At 61.7% G+C, this 19,407-nt stretch carries 18 protein-coding genes and 2 pseudogenes; 7 read left to right on the top strand and 13 right to left on the bottom strand.

Annotated features, from left to right (window positions below):
- Window positions 1-127: 127 nt before the first annotated feature.
- The 4 genes from GJB56_RS30485 to GJB56_RS30470 form a co-directional block, all read right to left on the bottom strand.
- Window positions 128-1,126: a porin PorA family protein gene (locus tag GJB56_RS30485; RefSeq protein ID WP_230091267.1), complete on the bottom strand. Its 999-nt coding sequence runs from the start codon at window positions 1,124-1,126 to the stop codon at window positions 128-130.
- Window positions 1,127-1,312: 186 nt separating this feature from the next.
- Window positions 1,313-1,528, bottom strand: a complete 216-nt coding sequence (locus GJB56_RS30480) for an AMP-binding enzyme (protein WP_230091270.1) — start codon at window positions 1,526-1,528, stop codon at window positions 1,313-1,315.
- Between the two features lie 362 nt (window positions 1,529-1,890).
- A complete protein-coding gene (locus GJB56_RS30475; protein ID WP_113683961.1) occupies window positions 1,891-3,510 on the bottom strand; it encodes an alpha/beta fold hydrolase in 1,620 nt (539 codons plus the stop codon).
- Window positions 3,507-5,051, bottom strand: coding sequence for a class I adenylate-forming enzyme family protein (locus GJB56_RS30470; RefSeq protein ID WP_113683960.1), 1,545 nt, complete (start codon window positions 5,049-5,051; stop codon window positions 3,507-3,509). Before GJB56_RS30470 ends, GJB56_RS30475 begins: the two co-directional genes overlap by 4 nt.
- A gap of 286 nt (window positions 5,052-5,337) precedes the next feature.
- Between GJB56_RS30470 and GJB56_RS30465 the strand changes: the two genes are divergently transcribed.
- The gene (locus GJB56_RS30465; protein WP_113683959.1) at window positions 5,338-6,528 is read left to right on the top strand and encodes a TetR/AcrR family transcriptional regulator; all 1,191 of its coding nucleotides are present in this window, start codon (window positions 5,338-5,340) and stop codon (window positions 6,526-6,528) included.
- A gap of 18 nt (window positions 6,529-6,546) precedes the next feature.
- On the opposite strand, the gene GJB56_RS30460 is transcribed toward GJB56_RS30465, so the two are convergent.
- The 6 genes from GJB56_RS30460 to GJB56_RS30435 form a co-directional block, all read right to left on the bottom strand.
- Entirely contained in the window at window positions 6,547-7,686 is a 1,140-nt protein-coding gene (locus GJB56_RS30460; RefSeq protein WP_113683958.1) for a CaiB/BaiF CoA transferase family protein, read from the bottom strand.
- Window positions 7,687-7,856: 170 nt separating this feature from the next.
- Window positions 7,857-9,008: an acyl-CoA dehydrogenase family protein gene (locus GJB56_RS30455; RefSeq protein WP_113684013.1), complete on the bottom strand. Its 1,152-nt coding sequence runs from the start codon at window positions 9,006-9,008 to the stop codon at window positions 7,857-7,859.
- 11 nt (window positions 9,009-9,019) lie between these two features.
- Window positions 9,020-9,850: an SDR family NAD(P)-dependent oxidoreductase gene (locus GJB56_RS30450; protein WP_113683957.1), complete on the bottom strand. Its 831-nt coding sequence runs from the start codon at window positions 9,848-9,850 to the stop codon at window positions 9,020-9,022.
- 14 nt (window positions 9,851-9,864) lie between these two features.
- Window positions 9,865-10,278, bottom strand: a complete 414-nt coding sequence (locus tag GJB56_RS30445) for a MaoC/PaaZ C-terminal domain-containing protein (RefSeq protein ID WP_113683956.1) — start codon at window positions 10,276-10,278, stop codon at window positions 9,865-9,867.
- Window positions 10,275-10,733, bottom strand: coding sequence for a MaoC family dehydratase N-terminal domain-containing protein (locus tag GJB56_RS30440; RefSeq protein ID WP_113683955.1), 459 nt, complete (start codon window positions 10,731-10,733; stop codon window positions 10,275-10,277). Before GJB56_RS30440 ends, GJB56_RS30445 begins: the two co-directional genes overlap by 4 nt.
- Before the next feature lie 2 nt (window positions 10,734-10,735).
- The gene (locus tag GJB56_RS30435; protein WP_113683954.1) at window positions 10,736-11,923 is read right to left on the bottom strand and encodes a lipid-transfer protein; all 1,188 of its coding nucleotides are present in this window, start codon (window positions 11,921-11,923) and stop codon (window positions 10,736-10,738) included.
- A gap of 407 nt (window positions 11,924-12,330) precedes the next feature.
- Here GJB56_RS30435 and GJB56_RS30430 point away from each other — a divergent pair.
- Window positions 12,331-12,650, top strand: a pseudogene (locus GJB56_RS30430) (hypothetical protein); the annotation flags it as partial.
- Between the two features lie 126 nt (window positions 12,651-12,776).
- Here the strand turns inward: GJB56_RS30430 and GJB56_RS30425 are convergent.
- Window positions 12,777-12,974: pseudogene (locus GJB56_RS30425) on the bottom strand (transposase); the annotation flags it as partial.
- A gap of 117 nt (window positions 12,975-13,091) precedes the next feature.
- On the bottom strand, window positions 13,092-13,733 hold the full coding sequence (locus tag GJB56_RS30420) for a TetR/AcrR family transcriptional regulator (RefSeq protein ID WP_113683952.1): 642 nt from the start codon (window positions 13,731-13,733) through the stop codon (window positions 13,092-13,094).
- A gap of 126 nt (window positions 13,734-13,859) precedes the next feature.
- On the opposite strand from GJB56_RS30420, the gene GJB56_RS30415 reads away from it, so the two are divergent.
- From GJB56_RS30415 to GJB56_RS30405, 3 genes are all read left to right on the top strand, one after another.
- On the top strand, window positions 13,860-14,969 hold the full coding sequence (locus tag GJB56_RS30415) for a hypothetical protein (protein ID WP_230091266.1): 1,110 nt from the start codon (window positions 13,860-13,862) through the stop codon (window positions 14,967-14,969).
- Between the two features lie 128 nt (window positions 14,970-15,097).
- Window positions 15,098-15,901 (top strand): SDR family NAD(P)-dependent oxidoreductase, encoded by an 804-nt coding sequence (locus GJB56_RS30410; protein WP_113683951.1) that lies wholly within the window; start codon window positions 15,098-15,100, stop codon window positions 15,899-15,901.
- Between the two features lie 802 nt (window positions 15,902-16,703).
- Window positions 16,704-17,612 carry an IclR family transcriptional regulator gene (locus GJB56_RS30405; RefSeq protein WP_113683950.1) on the top strand — a complete coding sequence of 303 codons (909 nt, stop codon included), beginning with the start codon at window positions 16,704-16,706 and terminating at the stop codon, window positions 17,610-17,612.
- 69 nt (window positions 17,613-17,681) lie between these two features.
- On the opposite strand, the gene GJB56_RS30400 is transcribed toward GJB56_RS30405, so the two are convergent.
- Entirely contained in the window at window positions 17,682-17,855 is a 174-nt protein-coding gene (locus tag GJB56_RS30400; RefSeq protein ID WP_154606740.1) for a hypothetical protein, read from the bottom strand.
- A gap of 27 nt (window positions 17,856-17,882) precedes the next feature.
- Between GJB56_RS30400 and GJB56_RS30395 the strand changes: the two genes are divergently transcribed.
- A complete protein-coding gene (locus tag GJB56_RS30395; RefSeq protein ID WP_113683949.1) occupies window positions 17,883-18,209 on the top strand; it encodes a hypothetical protein in 327 nt (108 codons plus the stop codon).
- A 688-nt stretch (window positions 18,210-18,897) separates the two neighbouring features.
- Window positions 18,898-19,209, top strand: coding sequence for an antibiotic biosynthesis monooxygenase (locus GJB56_RS30390; RefSeq protein ID WP_113683948.1), 312 nt, complete (start codon window positions 18,898-18,900; stop codon window positions 19,207-19,209).
- Window positions 19,210-19,407 lie beyond the last annotated feature (198 nt).

The raw sequence follows: 19,407 nt of genomic DNA, 5'->3' as shown, positions 1-19,407 counted from the left end.
AACTCGGTCGCCGCAGACGTGTGACCCGTCAGTAGTAGTCCCGAAATGGGACGGTCCGCTTCGATCACCGCATCAACGCCGGTGATCGAAGCGGACGTTCATTTGCGTAGAGCGAACCGATGTCAGCTCACAGTTGCGGCTTACGACGACGGATGAAGCCGCAGATGAAGAAGGTGATGCCGACGACGAGCAGTACCAGGGGCACCCACACCTTGATCAAGGCCAATTTCTTGGCGCCATCGTTGGCCTTGTTCACGGCGTCGGACCTGGACTCCGGGGTCAGCTGGGCATCGATCTTGAGGACCGGCAAGAGGCTGACCTGTTGACCTCCTATTTCGATGTTGGCAATAACTTCCTGGACCAGCGCGGCGTCCAACGTCGCTCCGAGGGACTCGTCGGCGTAGAGATTGACCGTGTCGTTGGCGGTGTAAGTGAGCGGCACCGGGTCCGGCAGTTCATCGAGTGCGCCGGCGAGTTGCTCGCGGAGATTCGGAGGGAGAGCCGGGGCGAGGGAGGCCATCAGCGCCTTCGGAAGCGCCGGGGGAAGCGCATTCAGAGTCGCCGGATCCTTCAGCGCTCCGGTCGCGACAATCGTGTAATTGTAGGCATCCCGACCATCGATGATGTCTTTCTCGACGTAGGTGACGGGGACTGTCTGTTGGGTCCCGGAATCGTAGTACTGGTACGAATTGTCCGGCTTGGGGCTGAGCGGCAAGGTGATGGTCAGGCCCTCGTGTGATTGAACGGTCTCACCGGTGGGAGCCGGGGCGGCCTGCATGGTCTTGCGGTCGATCGCATACGTGTGTCCCTTCGTCGTGCCGGGCCCGCTGGGCGTGTTGAGGGTTGTGTCGTCGTGGACGACGGCGGTGTCACCGTCCGTGCTCGAAACGTAGACGTGGCGGTCGATGGTCACCGGGACGTCGCGGGAAATCGCGTGAGCCGCGTCGCCCGTCTTGAGTGCTTCCGCATTGAGCAGCGTGGCCTTGCCTGCGTACTGCGCGGTGACGTCGGTATCCGACGGGAGCTTCGAGAGCTCCGGGGCGACCACCCATCGGGTAATAGCGGCCAGTACGACGAGGACCACCCCCAATGCCATCAGTATGATCGATGATTTTCGCAGCGTCATTCTCATTCTCCTGCCATTGGATTATTGACCGAAATTTGTTCTTGTACAACAGGTGTCGCGTCATTCTTTGACGCTCTGTGTCCAGTGGACGTGGCTGCCACGCCCGGCGTCGGCGCGTCGCTACACCAGGGTCCGCGCTGCATCGATGCGGGCGGGGGTCACCGAACCGGCACTGCGCGAATGTAATTAGTCGCAGATCTTGTGTTTGAAGATCTTCCCTGGCTGGCTCGGTGGAACTTCCCCGATGACCAGTTCTCGGGGGAGGGTGTAGTCGGCGATCAGCTTGCCTAGGCGTTCTCGGAGCTTCTCCAGCGTCATTTCGCAGCCGGGCAGAGTCACGACCGCGACGATGGGCTCGCCGAACTCCTCGTTCTTACGGCCCGCCGCCGCGCAATCTGCAATGCCTGGGATCCTGGCAGCGCGTTCTGGACCTCGACAGAGTAGACGTTGCGGCCCCGGTGATGATCATGTCCTTCATCCGATCGATCAGGATGATGTACCGCTCGGCTCGACGCACTGGCCACGGTGTTCAGCAAACTCGGAGGTCTACTCGCACCCGGGTCCGCGTGCACCTCCTCGGGCCGGCTCGGCCGTGCGTAGGTCTCCGTGCAGTCGGATCTGGCTGGGTGAACATGGGGGCACAGGAAACACAGCAATTCCTGAGCCGGAATATTCGACGCTTCAATTTCAGTAGCTGACACTGTGCAAGCCTCCGGGAATGCGGCGACCTGTAAGGTGTATGGCTTACCTGTGATGTCAGCCCGTCACTGTTGCCAGGGGACATCGAGAACAGCTGGGCTAGCAGACGTGGATTCGAAGGTCAGTCGCTCCCCGAGCGCCGTCTCGCTTTCGTAGCGTTCATCTTCGGTATCGACGACCAACGCGAGGCGATGTCCTGCCTGGACCGTGTATCGAACGGGTTGAAATGACACGTCCACGGCGATGGGAATCCCAGCCTCTATATCTGTCGCTGTGAAGGGAATGTGCCCCAGCAGTGTCGCTCCACCGTTTTCGTCTATGTCGTACAGGTAGCTGAAGATGCTAAATGCAGCGTCCGACGGTGTCACTGTGACTGAGAGTGCCGGTGCGCCGGAGATCGTCCTATCTGCCGTGGTGGGCGTGGTTTCCCACACCGCGGCTCTCGACCTGTCCACCGCGTTGAGGAACCCTGGGAAGGTAACGTGCCGAGGTGCTCCTAACCCGGCGAGAATCAACGGGCCGCTGTCAGCGCCGGGGTTGGGGCCTCCTACTATCGACTTGGACCATGTTGTCGCGGACGCAGCTCCGAGCTCCCCGGCGCCACGTTCGGCATCTGCTAGGGGCCCGAGGATTCGTCGGTCGGTGGGGGAAACCGATGCCTGCCAGCTGTCGAACCCGGTGAACGGGCCGCCGAACAGTGGCTGCAACTGAACGGGTTTTCCCTCGTTGATTCCGTTATCGATACCGTGGAGGAAGTGATCGAACCAATCTCCAGCTGCATCCCACGATTCGTTGGGTAATCCACCGAACCCTCCGAGTTCGGGGACTACGTGGTCGCCGGGCATCAGCATCATCCGTTTCGGCGTGGTCAGCTGATCAAAGAAGCTGGTCACACCCGACGGTGGGAATGCGGAGTCTTGCCATCCGTTCTCAATCAAGATTGCCGGTGCGTTTTTGTTCAGTTCGGCCACCCGCGATTGCGCGGAACGCACGGAGAAGATTTCTGATAGACCTGATCTGTCGTTGTGGTCGAATTTGTCGATCACGGTGGCGAGTTCCGGCCCAAACGGGTTCACCAGTTGCGCGGCCTTGACGAGCTGTATGAATTGTGAAAACCACGTGTTGTTGACCATGAGCGGTGTCGCGGTAGTACTGGACGTACTCATGGCGGCGACAGCACGGATCCTGGGATCGTTGGCGGCTGCCATTACGCTGATCACGCTGCCTTGTGAGACCCCAGTCATGCCCACTCGGGTGGTGTCGGAATCTAGATGCGTTCCGGCCCAGTCGATGATCTTGCTGACATCGCCTATGTCAGCGGCTGCGATCAAGTTGTTCTCTCCACTGGAGGCGTATTGGCCGCGGGGGGCGTAGACCACGACGTCGTAACCCTTGCTCGCGAGTTTGGCCGCACTCACCGCGTTTGTCAGATTTGGTATGCCGTACCCGGGCGGGATAATGATTAGCGGGCTGCGACCATCGGCCGACGATTTGTATACGTCCGCAGACAGTTGCACTCCAGGATCGACCTCGATCCGTTCGGCACGTGGGATCACCACAGAATCGGCCCAGGCTGACGTAGCGACCAACGGCACCAACGGCAGCAACGCCCCCAACGCGGCAGGCAGCACCTTCCGACATCGGAGAGACCTCGAAAAGCCGCCACGCCGTGTAGGCGCTGTCATCGAGTTACCTCATCCCTTGAAGTCTCACGACGGGCGAGCAGTTCGTCACGTAGCTTGTGCTTCATGATCTTGCCGGAGGGGTTGCGCGGGATGTCGGCGATGATCAATTCGCGGGGGAGCTTGTAGTCCGAGATCAGTTTCCCCGCACTTTCGCGGAGTTCCTCGAGAGTGATCTCGCATCCGGGCAGGGGGGTGATGACTGCGACGATCGTTTCACCGTATTCCTCGTTGCTTCGTCCGATCACTGCGCAGTCCGCGACGCCGGGGAGGCCGGCGAGCGCGTTCTCCACTTCGACGGAGTACACGTTGCGGCCGCCGGTGATGATCATGTCCTTCATGCGGTCGACCAGCGTGATGTAACCGTCGGCATCGATCCGGGCGAGGTCGCCGGTGTGCAGCCATCCGTCACGGATCGTCTCTGCGGTCTCGCGTGGTTTGTTCCAGTAACCTTTCATGACCGTTTCGCCGTGCATGATGAGTTCACCGGTCTCCCCGGGCCCTACATTCCGTCCTTCGGCATCGACGACGCGTACCACGGTGTTCAGCAGGCTCAGTCGTCCGCTGGCGGAGGGATTGGCGCGCACTTCGTCCGGGCGACTGTAAATTCCGCCCGGGCCACCTTCGGTCTGTCCGCATGCCTGATAGAGGTTGACCCCGGGCAGAGCGTCCAGAAGGCGTTCGACCGCGTCGGTGGGCATCGGTGCCGCACCGAAAATGCCGGTCCGCCAGGAGGACAGGTCCCGCTCGGTCAAATCGGGCTGACGCAACAGCATCTGATACATCGTCGGTACGCCGAAGAAACCGGTGATGCGTTCGTTTTCTAGTGTGTCGAGCACCGCCGCGGGGTCGAAACCCGGCAGAACGACGTGTGTGGCCCCGACCATCATCCCGGGGATCAGCATCATCGTCAGCTCCGCGGCGTGATAGAGAGGGGCAACGTGGAGCAATCGATCTCCGTCGGTGAGTCCGCACAAACTCGTCAGGCTCACCCCGACCCAGATCGTTCGATGATGATCGAACAAGGCGCCTTTGGGTCGGCCCGTGGTGCCGGAGGTGTACAGGATCAGTGCGTCGTCGGACTCGTCGACCTGGACGGTAGGCGGGGAGGTGGGTTCGTCGGCCGCCAACTCGCTAAGGCTCGAGAGCCCGTCCACGCAGTCCAGAGCGAGAAGTGCCGCGGACGTCGAGCTCGTCGCCTCGGCTATCACCTTCGAGACCGTCGCATCGAAAGCGAGGACCTTCGCTCCGGAGTCGTCGAGCAGGTACCGCAGCTCCGGAGCTGCGGAGCGGGGATTGACAGGGACCACGATGGCTCCGATTTTGATCGCTGCATAGAACGCGATCACGAACGAGTCGGAGTTTCCCGCCATCAGCGCGAATCGGTCGCCTTTCGACAGGCCGAGACGGCGCAACGCGTGGGCGGCTTGGTTGATCTCGTCGTCGAGTTCTCGATAGGTCCGTCTGGTTGTTCCGAACACCAGCGCTGTCCTGTCCGGACAGCGCTGGGCGCTCATGGTCAACGCGCTCCCGATTGTCGGCATAGCCACCTTCCAGTGATGTAAGTCACGTAAACGTGCAATCAACATAGTAGGACGGTTTACATGGGTACGCAATGCACATTTGCCAGATAAGTGAAATAAAATTAGCTTGATAGCGAATCGGATAGGGGGTGAGCGCGCTTTTTCAGTACTGTGTCCGCGGCAATGATCGCGGAGAGGACGTCGGTTCGGCCGCAGCGGCCATCGCCTGGCCGCGCCGGAGCGGTGCGCAACGCTCCGTCACTAGGATCGAGAAGTTGAGTCATTCGGACATGGATCGGCGGGGGACATGAGTACAGCGCAGGTAAAGGTGAGCGGGGTGGGTACTCGTCGCCCTCGTGATCGCAAGGCACAGATACTCACCGCTGCGGCCGAGCAGTTCGGGACCCTCGGGTACAGCAACGCCAATCTCACGGATATCGCCGTCGCCGTCGGCATCACCCCGGGGGCGTTGTATCGCCATTTCCGAAACAAGGAAGCGTTACTCGCCGAGCTGACGTCGGAAGGATCACAGAGGTTCGTCGACGTGCTCGCTGACGATGCCGGCTTCGCCGCGACCATGGACGGACTTGTGGCGCTGGCTGTTTCGCGCCGCGATATCGGGGTGCTCTGGCAACGAGAAGCCCGCAACCTCCCCGACGCCGAACGAACAGAGCTGCGCCGCCGCCGACACCTCAGTCATCAGCGAGTGAGCGCCGTGATCGCTGCTCACCGGCCATCGTTGGGTACCGACGAAAGCGCGTTTCTCGCCGATGCGGTTCTGGCGGTCCTGCTCAGTCCCTCGTATCACCGAGCGCAGGTGCCGGCGGAGCGGTACCGAGCGGTGTTGGCGGGCATGATCGAGAGAATCACCGCCCTCTGCCTTTCGCCGAACGATCGAGGTCGGTCCACTGCACGGGAAGATCGACCTTCGCCGCACACTCGACGATCACGGCGAGAGCTGCTGCTCGGTGAGGCGACGAGGCTTTTCGCCGAACGCGGCTTTCACACGGTGACGATGGACGACATCGGGCACGCGACGGGGATGGCGGGACCGAGTATCTACAACCATTTCGCCAAGAAAGACGAGATCCTGATCGCCGCGTTGAACCGCGGCGCCGATCTGTTGGACATCGGTCTCAACGCTGCTTTCGCACAGGCGACGTCGACTTCTCATGCCCTGCATCTCGCGTTGGTCTCCTACATCGACCTCATGACCAGTCACCCCCACCTGGTCACCATCGTCGTCAACGAGACATCGAGCTTGACCGAACCGCTGCGCCACGTCCTGCGCGCCCGTCAACGCGAGTACCTCGACGAATGGGTGCACCTTCTGGGAACCCTTCGTCCGGAGGTCGACGACGGCGAGTTGCGCGCGATCGTGCTCGCCGCCGTCACCGTCATCAACATCGTGGTGAACAGCTCCCCGGCATCGGAGAGGGCGAATCTGGCCGATGAGCTCGCAGTCATCGGCGACGCGGTCCTGGGTCTGAGTTCCTGAATGCGCCGGCCAAGGAGGTCAGCAGACAGCTCCCGACGAGGTCAGAGCAGCTACCGTGCTCTCCTCGAGACCCCAGTTGGTCAAGGTCGAAGTCACATCGCGTCCACCGTCGTCCATCGGAACCGGTGCCGCGTTCGGTGTCCGATCGAAACGGGGAGCAGGCGCTGGCTGCACTAGGCCGTCGACCTCGATGAATGCCTCCCGAGCTGTGTTGTGCGGGTGCTCGTGGGCCTCCCACGGGGAGAGGACGGGGGTGACGCACGCATCGGAGCCCGCGAACACCTCGGTCCAGTGTGCGCGAGTGTTCTTCTTGAACACCTCCGCTATCCGCGCCTTCATTTCCGGCCACGCGGCCGTGTCCGACTGGGACGTAAGATCTGATTCGGTCAGACCCAACGCGGCGAGCAGTTGGGCGTAGAACTGCGGCTCCACACATCCCACAGCCATGAACTTTCCGTCGGACGTCTCGTAGGTGTCGTAGAACGGCGCTGCCCCGTCGAGGGTATTGGTGCCGCGCTCGCCCTCCCACATGCCACTGGCATGCATGCCGTGCATGAACGAGGTCAGCAGCGCCGCTCCGTCGACCATCGCCGCGTCGACCACCTGGCCCCGACCGGATCGTTGCCGCTCGAACAATGCGGAGACGATTCCGAGCGCCAACATCAGGCCGCCGCCTCCGAAGTCTCCGATCAGGTTCATCGGAGCGTGGGGGCGCTCCCCTGCACGACCGATCGGCTCCAGCGCCCCCGCCAGGGCGATGTAGTTGATGTCGTGGCCGGCGCGCGCGGCCAGCGGGCCGTCTTGGCCCCACCCGGTCATCCGCCCGTACACCAATGCCGGATTGATCGCGAGGAGTTCAATCGGCCCGATCCCGAGGCGTTCGGCGACGCCCGGGCGGAAACCCTCGACGAAGACATCTGCCGTCTCGATCAGGGTGCGAACAACCTCGACGCCGGCATGGTCTTTCAAATTCACGGCAATGCTGCGCCGTCCGCGATCGAGCGGACCGGAGGGAGTGGTGATCCCCGCGCCGGCCCTCCCGTCCGCTCGATCGACGCGGATCACGTCGGCCCCCATGTCGGCAAGGATCATGCACCCGAACGGTGCAGGCGCCAGGCTGGCGATTTCGACGACTCGAACTCCGTGCAGCGGACCCATTTGTCTTGTCACTTTCTGTGTTGAGGTGACTACGTCGATGCCTCGACGAAGGGCCACCGCGTTACTGGCCCCGGAATCTGCCGGAGCCGGGCCCGACATTCTGGTGGTGCGTCCTCGAGTGCAGTCGCCAGAGGTCGGTCTCGTGCGTTGCCGTACACCGTTCCCTGTGTTCACAGAGAACGGGCGATAAGTTCCTTCATCACTTCGTTCGACCCGCCGTAGATGCGTTGAACACGCGCGTCCGCATACATGCGAGCGATCTGGTACTCGGCCATGTACCCGTATCCACCGAAGAATTGAAGGCACTTGTCGACGACCTGGCCTTGGATCTCTGTGGTGTACGCCTTCGCCATCGACGCCGTGGTGGGGTCGAGTTCACCGCGAAGATGACGTTCGATGCAGTCGTCGACGAACACTCGCGACACTCGGGCCAGGGTGGCGCAGTCGGCGAGTTGGAAGCGGGTGTTCTGCATCTCGAACAACGAGGCACCGAATGCCGAACGGTCCTTGGTGTATTGCACGGTGAGAGCGACCGCAGCCTCGGTGGCAGCGGCGGCGCACACGGCGATCCCGAGCCGCTCGTGTGCCAGTTGCTTCATCAGATAACCGAAACCTGCGCCCTCACCGCCGAGCAGGTTTCGGGCCGGGACCCGGACGCCGTCGAAGAACAACTCTGCAGTGTCCTGACCTTTCATACCGATCTTGTCCAGCACTCGTCCCACACGATAACCGTGGGAGTCGGCCGTCTCGACCACGATCAGCGAGACACCCTTCGCCCCGGCAGCGGGGTCCGTCTTCGCCGCGACGATGACCAGGTCGGCATGCTTGCCGTTGGAGATGAACGTCTTCGCACCGTCGATCACGTACTCCTCGCCGTCGCGACGAGCGTTGGTACGCAACATTTTCAGATCGGATCCGGCGCCCGGCTCACTCATCGCGATGGCACCGACCAGCTCGCCCGTGGCCATCCTGGGCAGCCACCGTTGCTTCTGATCCTCGCTGCCGTACGCAAGGATGTAGTGAGCGACGATGCCGCTGTGCACCATGTTGCCGAAGCTGGTGTCGCCGAGTCGGTACTGAGCATCGAAGATCGCGAAGTCATGGGCGTGAGTACCGCCGCCGCCGCCGTACTCTTCCGGGATCGATGCGCAGAGCAGACCGAGCTTGCCCGCCGCGTTCCAGAAGCTGCGATCGACATGCTTTTGCTCGGCGAATCGTTCCTGGTTCGGCAGCAGTTCCGCTTCGAAGAACTTCGTAGCCATCTCCTGCAGCGCAACGATGTCGTCGTCGATCCACGACGATCGATATTCTGCGGTACCCATGTTCACCACTCCTAGAAGTTGAAGCCGCCGCCGCAGACCAAGGTCTGCGCGCTGACGTAATCGGATTCGGGAGTGCACAGCATGTAGACCGACCCTGCAGCTTCACTCGGCGCGCCCGCTCGCCCGAGGGGAATCATCTGCTCCATCGCCGTCATCAAATTCGGATTGACACCGACCTTGATCTCACGACCCTGTACATCGATGGTGGCCGAGCCGTCTGCCGACGCTTCGGTCAAGCGGGTCTTGATGAAGCCGAATGCCACGGTGTTGACGGTGACGTTGTAGCGGCCCCATTCCTTGGCCAGCGTCTTGGTCAGCCCGGTGATACCGGCCTTGGCGGAGGAATAGTTCGCCTGGCCGGGATTGCCGCCGGTGCCGGCGAGGGAAGAGATGTTGACGACTTTGCGGCAGGGGACGGGTTCGCCGGCGTCTTTGGCCTTCTTGACCGCGGCAGCGATAACGGGCTGTGCGGCACGCAGAATGCGGAACGGGGCCTTGAGGTGCACGTCGACAATGGCGTCCCACTGCTCGTCGGTCATCTTCTGGATCACCGAGTCCCAGGTGTAGCCGGCGTTGTTGACGATGATGTCGAGCCCGTCGAAAGAGTTCACCGCACTCTGCACGAAACGTTCCGCGAAACCTTCTTCGGTGACACTGCCGACGCACGCGACGGCCTGCCCGCCGGCAGCTTCGATCGCGGCGACTGTCTCCTGGGCCGGTTCGGCATCGAGGTCGTTGACCACCACCTTGGCGCCTTCGCGTGCGAGCTTGAGTGCGATTTCCCGTCCGATACCGCGACCGGAGCCGGAGACGATAGCAACTTTGGTGTCGAGAGTTCCCATGTTCTGCAGATCCTTCAGTTGATGGCGACGACTGCGTCGCCGGTGAGTGTGACGGAGCCGTCGGCGAGGATGACGGTGAGTTCGACGCTCGCGCGGCGCTCGCCGTCCACTTCCTCGATCGCGACGACCTTGCCGGTGGCGGTGGGCTTCGCCAACACCGGTGTTATGGAAGCGAACCGGACCCGGTATGACCGAATCGATTCCTGGGGAACCCAATTGGTCAACAACCGCCCCAGGTAGGCCATCGACAGCATGCCGTGAGCGAAGACGTCCTCAAGTCCGGCAGATTTGGCGACGTCGATGTCGATGTGCATCGGATTGTGATCACCTGAAGCACCGCCGAACAATGCCAACGTGGTGCGCGTGATCTTTTCGATCTCCAATGCGGGGAGCTCGGAGCCGACTTCGATGTGCTCGGTGGATTTCATTTGCCGACTCCCGGGTTGCGTACGACGAGTACGGATTTCAGATCGGCCACAGCGGAGCCGTCCGCGCGGGTGACCGCAGTGTCCTTGACGATAAAATCGAGTGCGCCGCCTTTTTTCGAGTACACGTCGGTGATCGTCGACGTCGCGGTCAACGTCTCGCCCGGGTAAGCGATGGAATGGTAGGTGAACGCTTGCTCTCCGTGCAGGACATAGCGCAGATCGACGCCGAGGTCCGAGAGCCAGGAGAATGGATCAGGACTGTCGAGTTCGATGGAGAACAGAAACGTCGGCGGTACCGGCAGATTGCTGTACCCTGCAGCTTTGGCTGCGGCGACGTCGGTGTAGACGGGGTTCGTCTCACCGATCGCCTTCGCGAAGAAGCGCAACCTGCCTGCATCGACGGTGAGGTCGGTCGGAGGGAACTCCGTACCGATCACGGATGGATCCACGGTCATACTCAGCTCACTTTCTCGTAGAGGGTGACAACCGCGGCGCCACCGAGACCGATGTTGTGCTGCAATGCGACCTTGAGATCTCCCTCGACCTGACGGGCTTGTGCCTGGCCGCGCAGTTGCCACACCAGCTCTGCGCACTGCGCCAGACCCGTTGCCCCGAGCGGATGTCCCTTCGAGAGCAGACCTCCGGACGGGTTGGTGACGACCCGGCCGCCATAGGTGTTGTCTCCGTCGTTGACGAACTGTTCTGCCGTGCCCTCGGGCGTGAGCCCGAGAGCTTCGTAGGAGAGCAACTCGTTGGCTGTGAAACAGTCGTGCAACTCCACCACGCGCAGATCTTCAGGCGAGACCCCCGACGCCTCGTAGACCTGCTGTGCGGCAGCCTTCGACATGTCGTAGCCGACGATCTTCGTCATGTCGTTTTCGTCGAAAGTGGAGGAGAAATCGGTCGTCATCGCCTGTGCCTTGATCACGATCGAGCCGTCGAGACCATTCTTCTTGGCGTACTCCTCGCTCACGATGACCGCTGCTGCTGCGCCGCAGGTGGGAGGGCAGCATTGCAAGCGGGTGAGCGAACCGTAAATATGCGGGGAGGCAAGTACCTCGTCCACCGTGACAGGGTCCTTGAACACCGCATAAGGATTATTCGCCGCATGCTTACGGGACTTGACCGAGATCTTCGCGAAGGTCTCGGGCACGGTGTCGTACTTCTGCGCGTACTGCTGTCCGGCGCCGCCGAACATCTGCGCAGCGAACGGCGCATCAGTCCGTTCCTGGATCTGGTCCATCACTTCGTTGAATCGATCGAACGGAGTGGGACGGTCGGTGAAACCCATGGCCAACGCGCCGCGCTGCATCTGCTCGAACCCGACCGCCAGTGCCACATCTACCGCTCCCGACTCGACGGCCTGTCTTGCTAGGAACAACGCCGACGAACCCGTCGAGCAGTTGTTGTTGACATTGATCACGGGAATGCCGGTCAGGCCCAGACCGTAGACAACGGCCTGACCGCACGTGGAATCTCCGTACACGTACCCCGCATAGGCCTGCTGGATCTTGCTGTACTCGACGCCGGCGTCGACAAGAGCAGCGCGCGCTGCCGTCGTACCCATCACGTCGTACGTCTCGGACCGGCTCGGTGTCGCGAAGGGGATCATGCCCACTCCCGCCACCACTGCTCTTCGTGTCACATCTCTCCTAAAATAAACTAATGTTGATTTACTTATTTGCAGTCTAAGCAGAGAAACTACGCGACGGCAAGGGTTATCAGTGATGTGCCGGGTCCGTAGCCGGAGCGAAGTGGGGCTTTGCCCTCACAGACGGCTGCACCGACATCCCGAAACCCCCGGCGACATCGGCCTTACCGGTCGTGCGCGGACGGTCAATCAGAGCGGCAAACATACATGTGCAGCCCCAGTGGGTGCCGCGAACGCCCGCCGGGCGGCGGAACAGCCGAGGGGGTTGAAGGTGCCGCGTCCACACAGGCACTCGCCAGGTATGGCGTGATTGAAATGGGTCCGAGAGTTTTCGCCTTTAAATCGACCGCGCAACCAACTATTTGCGTTTTACAAAAACGGCAAGAGGTGGACGTTCAACCTACCAACTCGAATACGGTGTCATCTCCAGGTTGGGCTGGTCCAACACCGACGACGCGGGCTGTGCCACCAATGCGACTTCGCCGGCTGCACCAACCCGGCACAAATGCAATTGGGAACCAATCGCAGCAACCGCAGCGAATACGAGCTCCGGCGACGCAACATCGCCAGCCCACTCGCCGACGTTCGAGGACCCGCAGGTCGCACTCGCGCCATCGCCGCCGCGAGCCGTACCGGGATCGAACAAAACGTAGGAGTCGACGTCATCGAAGAGCGCATCGCTGCGGCCGAGGCCGCAGGACGTCCGCTCTCACTCTGGTAGCGACCCTGCCACTCGATACGGACGATGCACGTTCAGTGTGGACGTATTTCGTTGCCGGGCAGCGTATTTCATCGATAGGTTGACATAATATAAGTTATCGGCGAGTGTTAACTGGCCCTTCCGGTTTTAGAGTGCGTTGATTTGTTCCCGGAGCTGGTCAGAGTGGATCAGTGACCGCAAGATGTAGTGTTCGAGGTTGCGGAAGCCGAGGGCGATACTGCGGAGGTGTTCGAGGCGGCGGTTGATCGGTTCGACCGGTCCGTTCGAGGCCCCGGTATCGAAGTACGCCAGGACCTTCTTCCTGCGTTTCCAGAGGCTGCGTCCACGTTGTCGTCCGCCGTGCAATGCCCGTCCCAGCCCGCTTCGGCCGCCGCACGAACTCCGCGACGGCAGTGAGATCTGGGGGCGCCGGCCCCCGTGTAGACCTTGCTTCGTCAAGTTCTATCGAGTCGATGTGTCGGAGGTTGGTGCAGGTGCAATATTCGGCGGCGGCGACGAGCCGTCGATGATGGTCTGGAGGGCGTCCCCGTAGCAGTCGACGATCGCGTCGATCGGCGCCTCGAGCAGCCAGGGGCTCTCGACGACGTACAGAGCGTTCATCAATCCGGACAGTTGGGCCGCGAGGAGATGTGCACGCAGCTCCGGATCGTCACCACCGAGCCTGGGGGCCAGCGGAGCGATGATCATCTGCTCGATGGCTTCCTGCAGGTGCTCTCGTACCGCGGGCCGGTCGGAAGCTCGCACCAATGCTGCAAAGACAGCGGCGGCGGTGCCGGTTTGCCGGAGACGAGTTCTGCGGACGACGAAGTCCACCAGCGTTCGACCCAAGCCGGCGAGCGGCCCTTGCGTGACTTCTAGGAAAGCATCGGACATCGTCATGGTGTGGACGAACAGCTTCTCCTTGGAGCCGAAATAGCGGATGACCAGCGCGGGATCAACCCGTGCTTGTCGCGCGATGTCGCGCACGCCGGTAGCAGCGAAGCCCTGTTCTGCGAACAGTTGCGCTGCGGCTTCCTGCACTGCTCGGCGATTGAGGGCGGTGCCGGCCCTGCCGGCCCCTTCGTCCTGGCCTGCGGCTGACATGGCTCACCCTTCCTTCGACTGGTCTTTATTCTACCCATCTTGTCAACAGTGTTGACAACGAAGTGTCAACACTGTTGACTGGGTGTGTCTTCATTGTTGACAGCTCGCTCCGAAAGGCCTGTGCGCATGCCCCACCCCCACGACCCTCACCATCCCGACTGGGATCAGGCTCTCGAAGCAGACAGTGAGGCGATCGCGCCCACTCACCTCCTGGAACATGCAAATGCTCCGGCGACCCACGCTGCCCCCGGCCGTACTTCGTGGCGGCCCGTCATCGAGGCGATGGTGTTCCCCATCTTCTTCGCTGTGATGTTCGCGCTCTGCTATGTCAGCGCGTTCCACAGCCCGACGCCACATCATGTCGGGGTCGTGGTCGCTGGGCCGCAGTCCGCCACGTCGGCCTTGGTCGAACAACTCGCGCCGAATGTCGGGGACAAGTTCGACCTCGCGACCACAACGGACACCGCAGCAGCACTGGAGCGACTGCAAGGCCGCGAGATCGCCGGCGTGATCGAACTGGGGACGCCGATGAACGTCCACATCGCCTCCGCCGAAGGGCCGATGCGGGTTCAGGCGGTCGAGGGATTGGCCCAGCCGCTGGCAGCTGCCCAGGGGCAGCAGGCGAATATCATCGATCATGCACCTCTCGCGGCTGACGACCCGACGGGTTCTGCACTGTTCTACCTGCTGGTGGTGTGCACAATCATCGGCTACTTGACAATTACCGTGCTCGCGCAGGTTGCTCCGGCGATGGAGCTGCGTGTGAAACTCGGTGTGCTCGCGGTGATGGCGGTCATCGGCGTGATGGTGTCGTACTTTGTCTCCGCCATCTTCGTCGGGTTCTACGAAGCATCCTTCGTCGAAAATCTCGGCCTGTTGGCTGTGATCTTCACGTACACGTTCACCGTCGGTTTGGTCAGTATTCTCGCCAACCGCGTGTTCGGTAAGGCGGCGATCATGATCGTGATGCTGTTGATGATCTTCCTCAACTTCCCGAGCGCAGGCGCAGCCTTCCCAGCGGACTTTCTCCCCGGATTCTGGTCCGGTCTCAGTCACTTCTGGATCGGCGCCGGAGCGATGGACGCAGCACGCTCGATCGTCTACTTCGGAAGCACGGGGATCGGCCACGGGCTGTTGATCCTGGGTGGATGGCTCCTGTTGACGGTGATCCTTCTTGTACTCACCCATCTGCGTAAGCCCACGCCGACGACTTCGCCCGCACACGCTTCCCACTGACAGACTCCGCGGCGCACCCGGCCCCGACACAGTGCCGCCCGTAATCCTTCGGGCGGCATTGTGAGGCTCGGGGCGGCACAGTGAGAACAAGCACCTTATTCTGTACGACTTCTGCGAGAGGAACTCTCATGAATCGCCTTGCCGGCAAGAAAATCGTCATCACCGGAGCCGCGAGCGGGATCGGTCGCGCCGCCGCCGAGCTCATGGTCACAGAGGGCGCGAGTGTCCTGATTGCTGACCTCGACGGGGACGCCGCCTCGAATACGGCTACCGAAATCTCCCGCTCAGAGGTCGGGGGCCGCGCCGTAGGTATCGCGGTCGACGTAATGGACGAAAAATCAGTAGCCACCATGATCGACTGCGCTGCCACCGAATTCGGCGGTATCAACGTTCTGTGCAACCACGTCGGCGGAAGCAACCCGCGTAAGGATCTCGACCTGTTGCGCCTCGACCTCGACGAGTGGGACCGGACGATGGCGTTGAACGCCCGAAGCACGGTAGTCACCTCACAATTGGCGCTGCCACATATGCTCTCCGCCGGCGGCGGGTCGATCATCAACACCGTCTCGATCGGAGGTCTCGCTGGGGATACTCTCCAGTGCGCCTACGGCGCAGCGAAAGCGGCTGTCATTCGCCTGACCCAATACATTGCCACTCAGTACGGTAAGCAAGGAATCCGTTGCAACGCTGTTGCTCCGGGTGCGGTCATGACACCTGCCCTCCGCGATAACGTTCCCGCCGAGGTCATCGATGACATCCAGCGACACAACGCCCTCGATATGATCGGTGATCCCGAGGACATCGGCTGGGCGATGGTCTACCTCGCATCGGACGAGTCCCGATACATGAGCGGTCAAACGCTGGTACTCGACGGGGGTCTCACCGCGCAGAGTCCCATCGCCGCGAGCCGCCGCGTACTGCTCGATCGCTGACAACAACCCCTAGTTCTGGCCCACTTTCCGTGAGGGATTGCCTCTCACTCCTCATCGGCTCACCAATCCGCCGTCATCGATCAATCCGGAGACCGAGGCAACCCTTCTTCATGCTCTCGGAGAGGGCACAGACACGGACCTGTCGAAGCTGGTCGACTGCGTCAAGCTCGATTACATTGGGGCACCCAAAGTATCGGGGACCATGCGGCGCCGATGACTCTGACAATGCTGCGAGGGTACCGGAAACGACGAACTGCGTGAGTACATGCGTGTGAAGCTGCCGCAGCTTTCGTAGCCCGTGCCCACTCCGAAGCCGAGCTGAAAACTCATGCCAGCAAGTCGACGCCGCCGCGCCGCCGCTCTCGCGACGTACCTGGTGTTGTCACCCAACGCCAAAGGATTAGCGACCCGTGAAATCAGTGCACCCTTTGCTGAAATCTACGGCGCCCCGTCCCGAAAGACACCATCTCGCGGATCACCGACAAAGCGCTCGGCGATCCGGGCATAGGAGTGCGGGCGTCAAAATCCATCCACTGGCAGTGAGCCACTGTTGAACAGGAATCGGAAGTCCTCCAACTAGCGCGGCGCAATCAAAGGTGTCGGCCAGTATCGGACCGTCCCCGCACACCAGAGTGTTCGGAACCCGGACTCGACGCCGAGAAAAGGAACACGCCACCGCAACGCTCCGAAGGCCACCTGGCTCCCCTACCCCCCAGCAGAGCGTGGACCTGCGACTCAACATCGAGCGAGCACGACAGGCGTACAGTAAAGTGAAATACATTCTAGTTTTTGGGAGGTGTCCATGGCCCTCGTTGACATCAACGACACCGTGACCACTGCTCAGCCGACCAACGCTCAGGCCAAAATGGACTTGCCGCCGTCGATGATCGAGCGAATGACGCTGATTCTCGACGCCTTCGACGGACGCGCAGCACGGCTCACCCTGGAAGAGATCGTGTGCCGTACGCAGTTGCCGCGCTCCACCGTCCACCGCATTCTTGATCAACTCGTCAAACTCGACTGGGTCGAACACGCATCGTTCGGCTACTACCTCGGACAGCGGGCACGCGGCCTCGGTGGCGGCGATGGTGGACACAGCCAGATCCGTGAAGCCGCTGCACCCTTCCTGCATGAACTGCACCTACAGACCGGCATGGTCGTGCACCTGTCGGTGCTCGACGGCCGCGACATCGTGTACCTCGACAAAGTCGGCGGACGATTCGCCGCAGCGATCCCCTCACGAGTCGGTGGCCGCGCTCGTGCGCACTCCACCGCCGGCGGCAAGGCGATCCTCGCGTGGATCGACCCCGAGCGCGTCGACGCACTCTTCGGTGCCACTCTCCCTCGCTGTACAGAGAACATCATCGCAGAGATCGGCGTCCTGCATCAGGAACTCAACCGCATCCGTCAGCGCCGGGGCTTGGCCTTCGAGCGCGATGAATCCGCTCGCGGCCTTGCATGCGTGGCGGCAGCGATTCGCGGGCACGACGGCCCCGTCGGCAGCATCGCATTGTGCGGCGACATACGAACCACTCAGCTCGAGCGAGTCGCCCCACTGGTAGTCGACGCCGCCCGCGAAATCTCGCGGTCGCTGTACCCCGAACTGGGTGCGCCGCGCCGTGGCCGCAACGCTCCCCCGACCCCGACCAACACGTTCTCGGCAGAGACGATGGACCGAGTTCTGGCGGCATCCACCGAACAATGGATCTGAGTCTTCCTGCTCTTTCCGTCTCGCCGATCGGATCGAGCCAAGTTGAGAGCCGATCTATCGCTTTGGATTTCAGCTGTCGGTGCCGTCGCTGCCGGCCCTTAAGTCGTCGAGCATCTTCGCCAGGGCACGGACGGTCGCGGCGTCGCTCATGTCGGCGATTCGGGCACCTCCGCGAGTGGCGCCGGTCCGCTTTTCGACGTCGTGGAGTACGCGGTAGGCAGGTCCGGCTAACCGATCTTGCACGAGTGATCATGGTGGAAGGATGAGGGGATGCGCCCGAACAGGTACCTCGACGATTATCTGCATGGGCTGGAGTTTCTGGGTGGGGTGTATCCCGATGATGCGGGGGTGATCGCCGAGCACGGCGTCGTGGCCGCGCTCGATGATGACGATGCGTTCGTGTTCTTGCTTCGCTTGGTCGGTCCCGAAGCCCCGGCGTTCGCGGATGAACTGTGGCAGTTGATCAGTGGTTTTCTGAACAGTCGCCGCGTCGAGGAGTTGTTCGGAGGCTCCGAGGATGCCTGGCTGGCGGATCTCAACACGGTGAGAAGCCCGAGATACCTCCCGCCTCCTGCTCGGCCGAGGATCCCAAAGTGAGAGTGTCTGACGGCTACCGCCGTGGCAATTAGAGTCACAGCGCTGATTCGGGTCGATCCGTCGGCCGAATACGACCGTTTGTGGTCGGACTTTGGAGTCGACATGTCGGTTTAGCTGGGCGCGGGGTTTGGCGACATTGCGGGCACATAGAGTCAAAGCAGCGCGGGGTACTTGGCGAGTGCTGTGCCCTACTCCATTGAGAGGATCATTCATGGCCATTGGGGACGACCATGGCCGTTGGGGACGACGCATCGTCGTTGCATTAGCAGTCAGTGTGGCCGCGGCGATGGTAGTTGGCTTTTCGTATATCGCGCTGGGTACCCGCTCGATTGATTCCTCCTCGACGGATCCGACAACTTCCGAGCAGCCGAGCCACGACTCTCCCCAGACGAACGAGGACTTCGAGAGGGATTCAAAACTGGGGCGAAGTCCGAGAGAGACCCCGGTGCCGGGCGAGTCGACGATCGGCACTTCGGATGGATACACAGCCGGTTCCTAGCCAAGTGGAATCTGGTTGACCGAATTCGGTCGTTTACGGCCGCCCAATTCAGCCATCGGTGGTCGCGTGTGACTTTCGGCGATAGATGGCACGGTTCTGACGAATGGAAGTGGCAGGTGTACCTGCCGTCGACCAGTCCGGCGACAAACCTCACTTGAACCCGAAGGCATCGCCGCGCACACTCCAACGATGAGTACTACAGACACCCCCATTGGTTACATCGTGTTCCACTACCCAGCGCAGGGGTGGATCAGCGACCTCACTCGACGGATGGAAGCCGCGGTCGCAGCACTCCGGTCAACCAGCGGATGCATAGCAGCGGAGTCTTGGGTCGCCGACGACGACGATGCAGTAGTTGCCACCGGCAGGTGGCAATCCGAGGAAGCTTTGGAAGCATCCTTCGCCACCTGTAGGGAACAAGGCGTGGACTTCCACTTCGATGAACGCGAGCGCCAACCACGCAGAACAGTCAAACTTCGACCGTCGACCACGAGCGGCTGATCCCGACGTAGTTGGACGACTTCCGCGTCCGAACTCGACAGCGATGCCCGCACCCACCTGGCAGCGCAAAGATTTCCTGTTAAGTGACGGCGCCGCATCACTAAGCTTCGAGCGAAGTTCGCGCTTTTCGATTACGACACCAAACAAATAGTGACGACCCTGCAGCGACGACCCACATCGATACGATGATGATTCCCG

It is taken from the genome of Rhodococcus sp. AQ5-07 (assembly GCF_009707305.1).
GTDB classification, from domain to species: Bacteria; Actinomycetota; Actinomycetes; order Mycobacteriales; family Mycobacteriaceae; genus Rhodococcus_F; species Rhodococcus_F erythropolis.
The sequence above is the reverse complement of the archived record's forward strand: the minus strand, read 5'-3'. Positions and strand labels throughout refer to the sequence as shown.

Excerpts from the sequence above, each read along its gene's own strand:
- GJB56_RS30440 (WP_113683955.1), bottom strand. The coding sequence starts at position 10,733 with ATGACCGTGGATCCATCCGTGATCGGTACGGAGTTCCCTCCGACCGAC.
- GJB56_RS30465 (WP_113683959.1), top strand. The coding sequence starts at position 5,338 with ATGAGTACAGCGCAGGTAAAGGTGAGCGGGGTGGGTACTCGTCGCCCT.
- GJB56_RS30460 (WP_113683958.1), bottom strand. The coding sequence starts at position 7,686 with ATGGGTCCGCTGCACGGAGTTCGAGTCGTCGAAATCGCCAGCCTGGCG.
- GJB56_RS30415 (WP_230091266.1), top strand. The coding sequence starts at position 13,860 with ATGCCCCACCCCCACGACCCTCACCATCCCGACTGGGATCAGGCTCTC.
- GJB56_RS30455 (WP_113684013.1), bottom strand. The coding sequence starts at position 9,008 with ATGGGTACCGCAGAATATCGATCGTCGTGGATCGACGACGACATCGTT.
- GJB56_RS30395 (WP_113683949.1), top strand. The coding sequence starts at position 17,883 with ATGCGCCCGAACAGGTACCTCGACGATTATCTGCATGGGCTGGAGTTT.
- GJB56_RS30450 (WP_113683957.1), bottom strand. The coding sequence starts at position 9,850 with ATGGGAACTCTCGACACCAAAGTTGCTATCGTCTCCGGCTCCGGTCGC.
- GJB56_RS30485 (WP_230091267.1), bottom strand. The coding sequence starts at position 1,126 with ATGACGCTGCGAAAATCATCGATCATACTGATGGCATTGGGGGTGGTC.
- GJB56_RS30470 (WP_113683960.1), bottom strand. The coding sequence starts at position 5,051 with ATGCCGACAATCGGGAGCGCGTTGACCATGAGCGCCCAGCGCTGTCCG.
- GJB56_RS30390 (WP_113683948.1), top strand. The coding sequence starts at position 18,898 with ATGAGTACTACAGACACCCCCATTGGTTACATCGTGTTCCACTACCCA.
- GJB56_RS30420 (WP_113683952.1), bottom strand. The coding sequence starts at position 13,733 with ATGTCAGCCGCAGGCCAGGACGAAGGGGCCGGCAGGGCCGGCACCGCC.
- GJB56_RS30475 (WP_113683961.1), bottom strand. The coding sequence starts at position 3,510 with ATGACAGCGCCTACACGGCGTGGCGGCTTTTCGAGGTCTCTCCGATGT.
- GJB56_RS30410 (WP_113683951.1), top strand. The coding sequence starts at position 15,098 with ATGAATCGCCTTGCCGGCAAGAAAATCGTCATCACCGGAGCCGCGAGC.
- GJB56_RS30445 (WP_113683956.1), bottom strand. The coding sequence starts at position 10,278 with ATGAAATCCACCGAGCACATCGAAGTCGGCTCCGAGCTCCCCGCATTG.
- GJB56_RS30405 (WP_113683950.1), top strand. The coding sequence starts at position 16,704 with ATGGCCCTCGTTGACATCAACGACACCGTGACCACTGCTCAGCCGACC.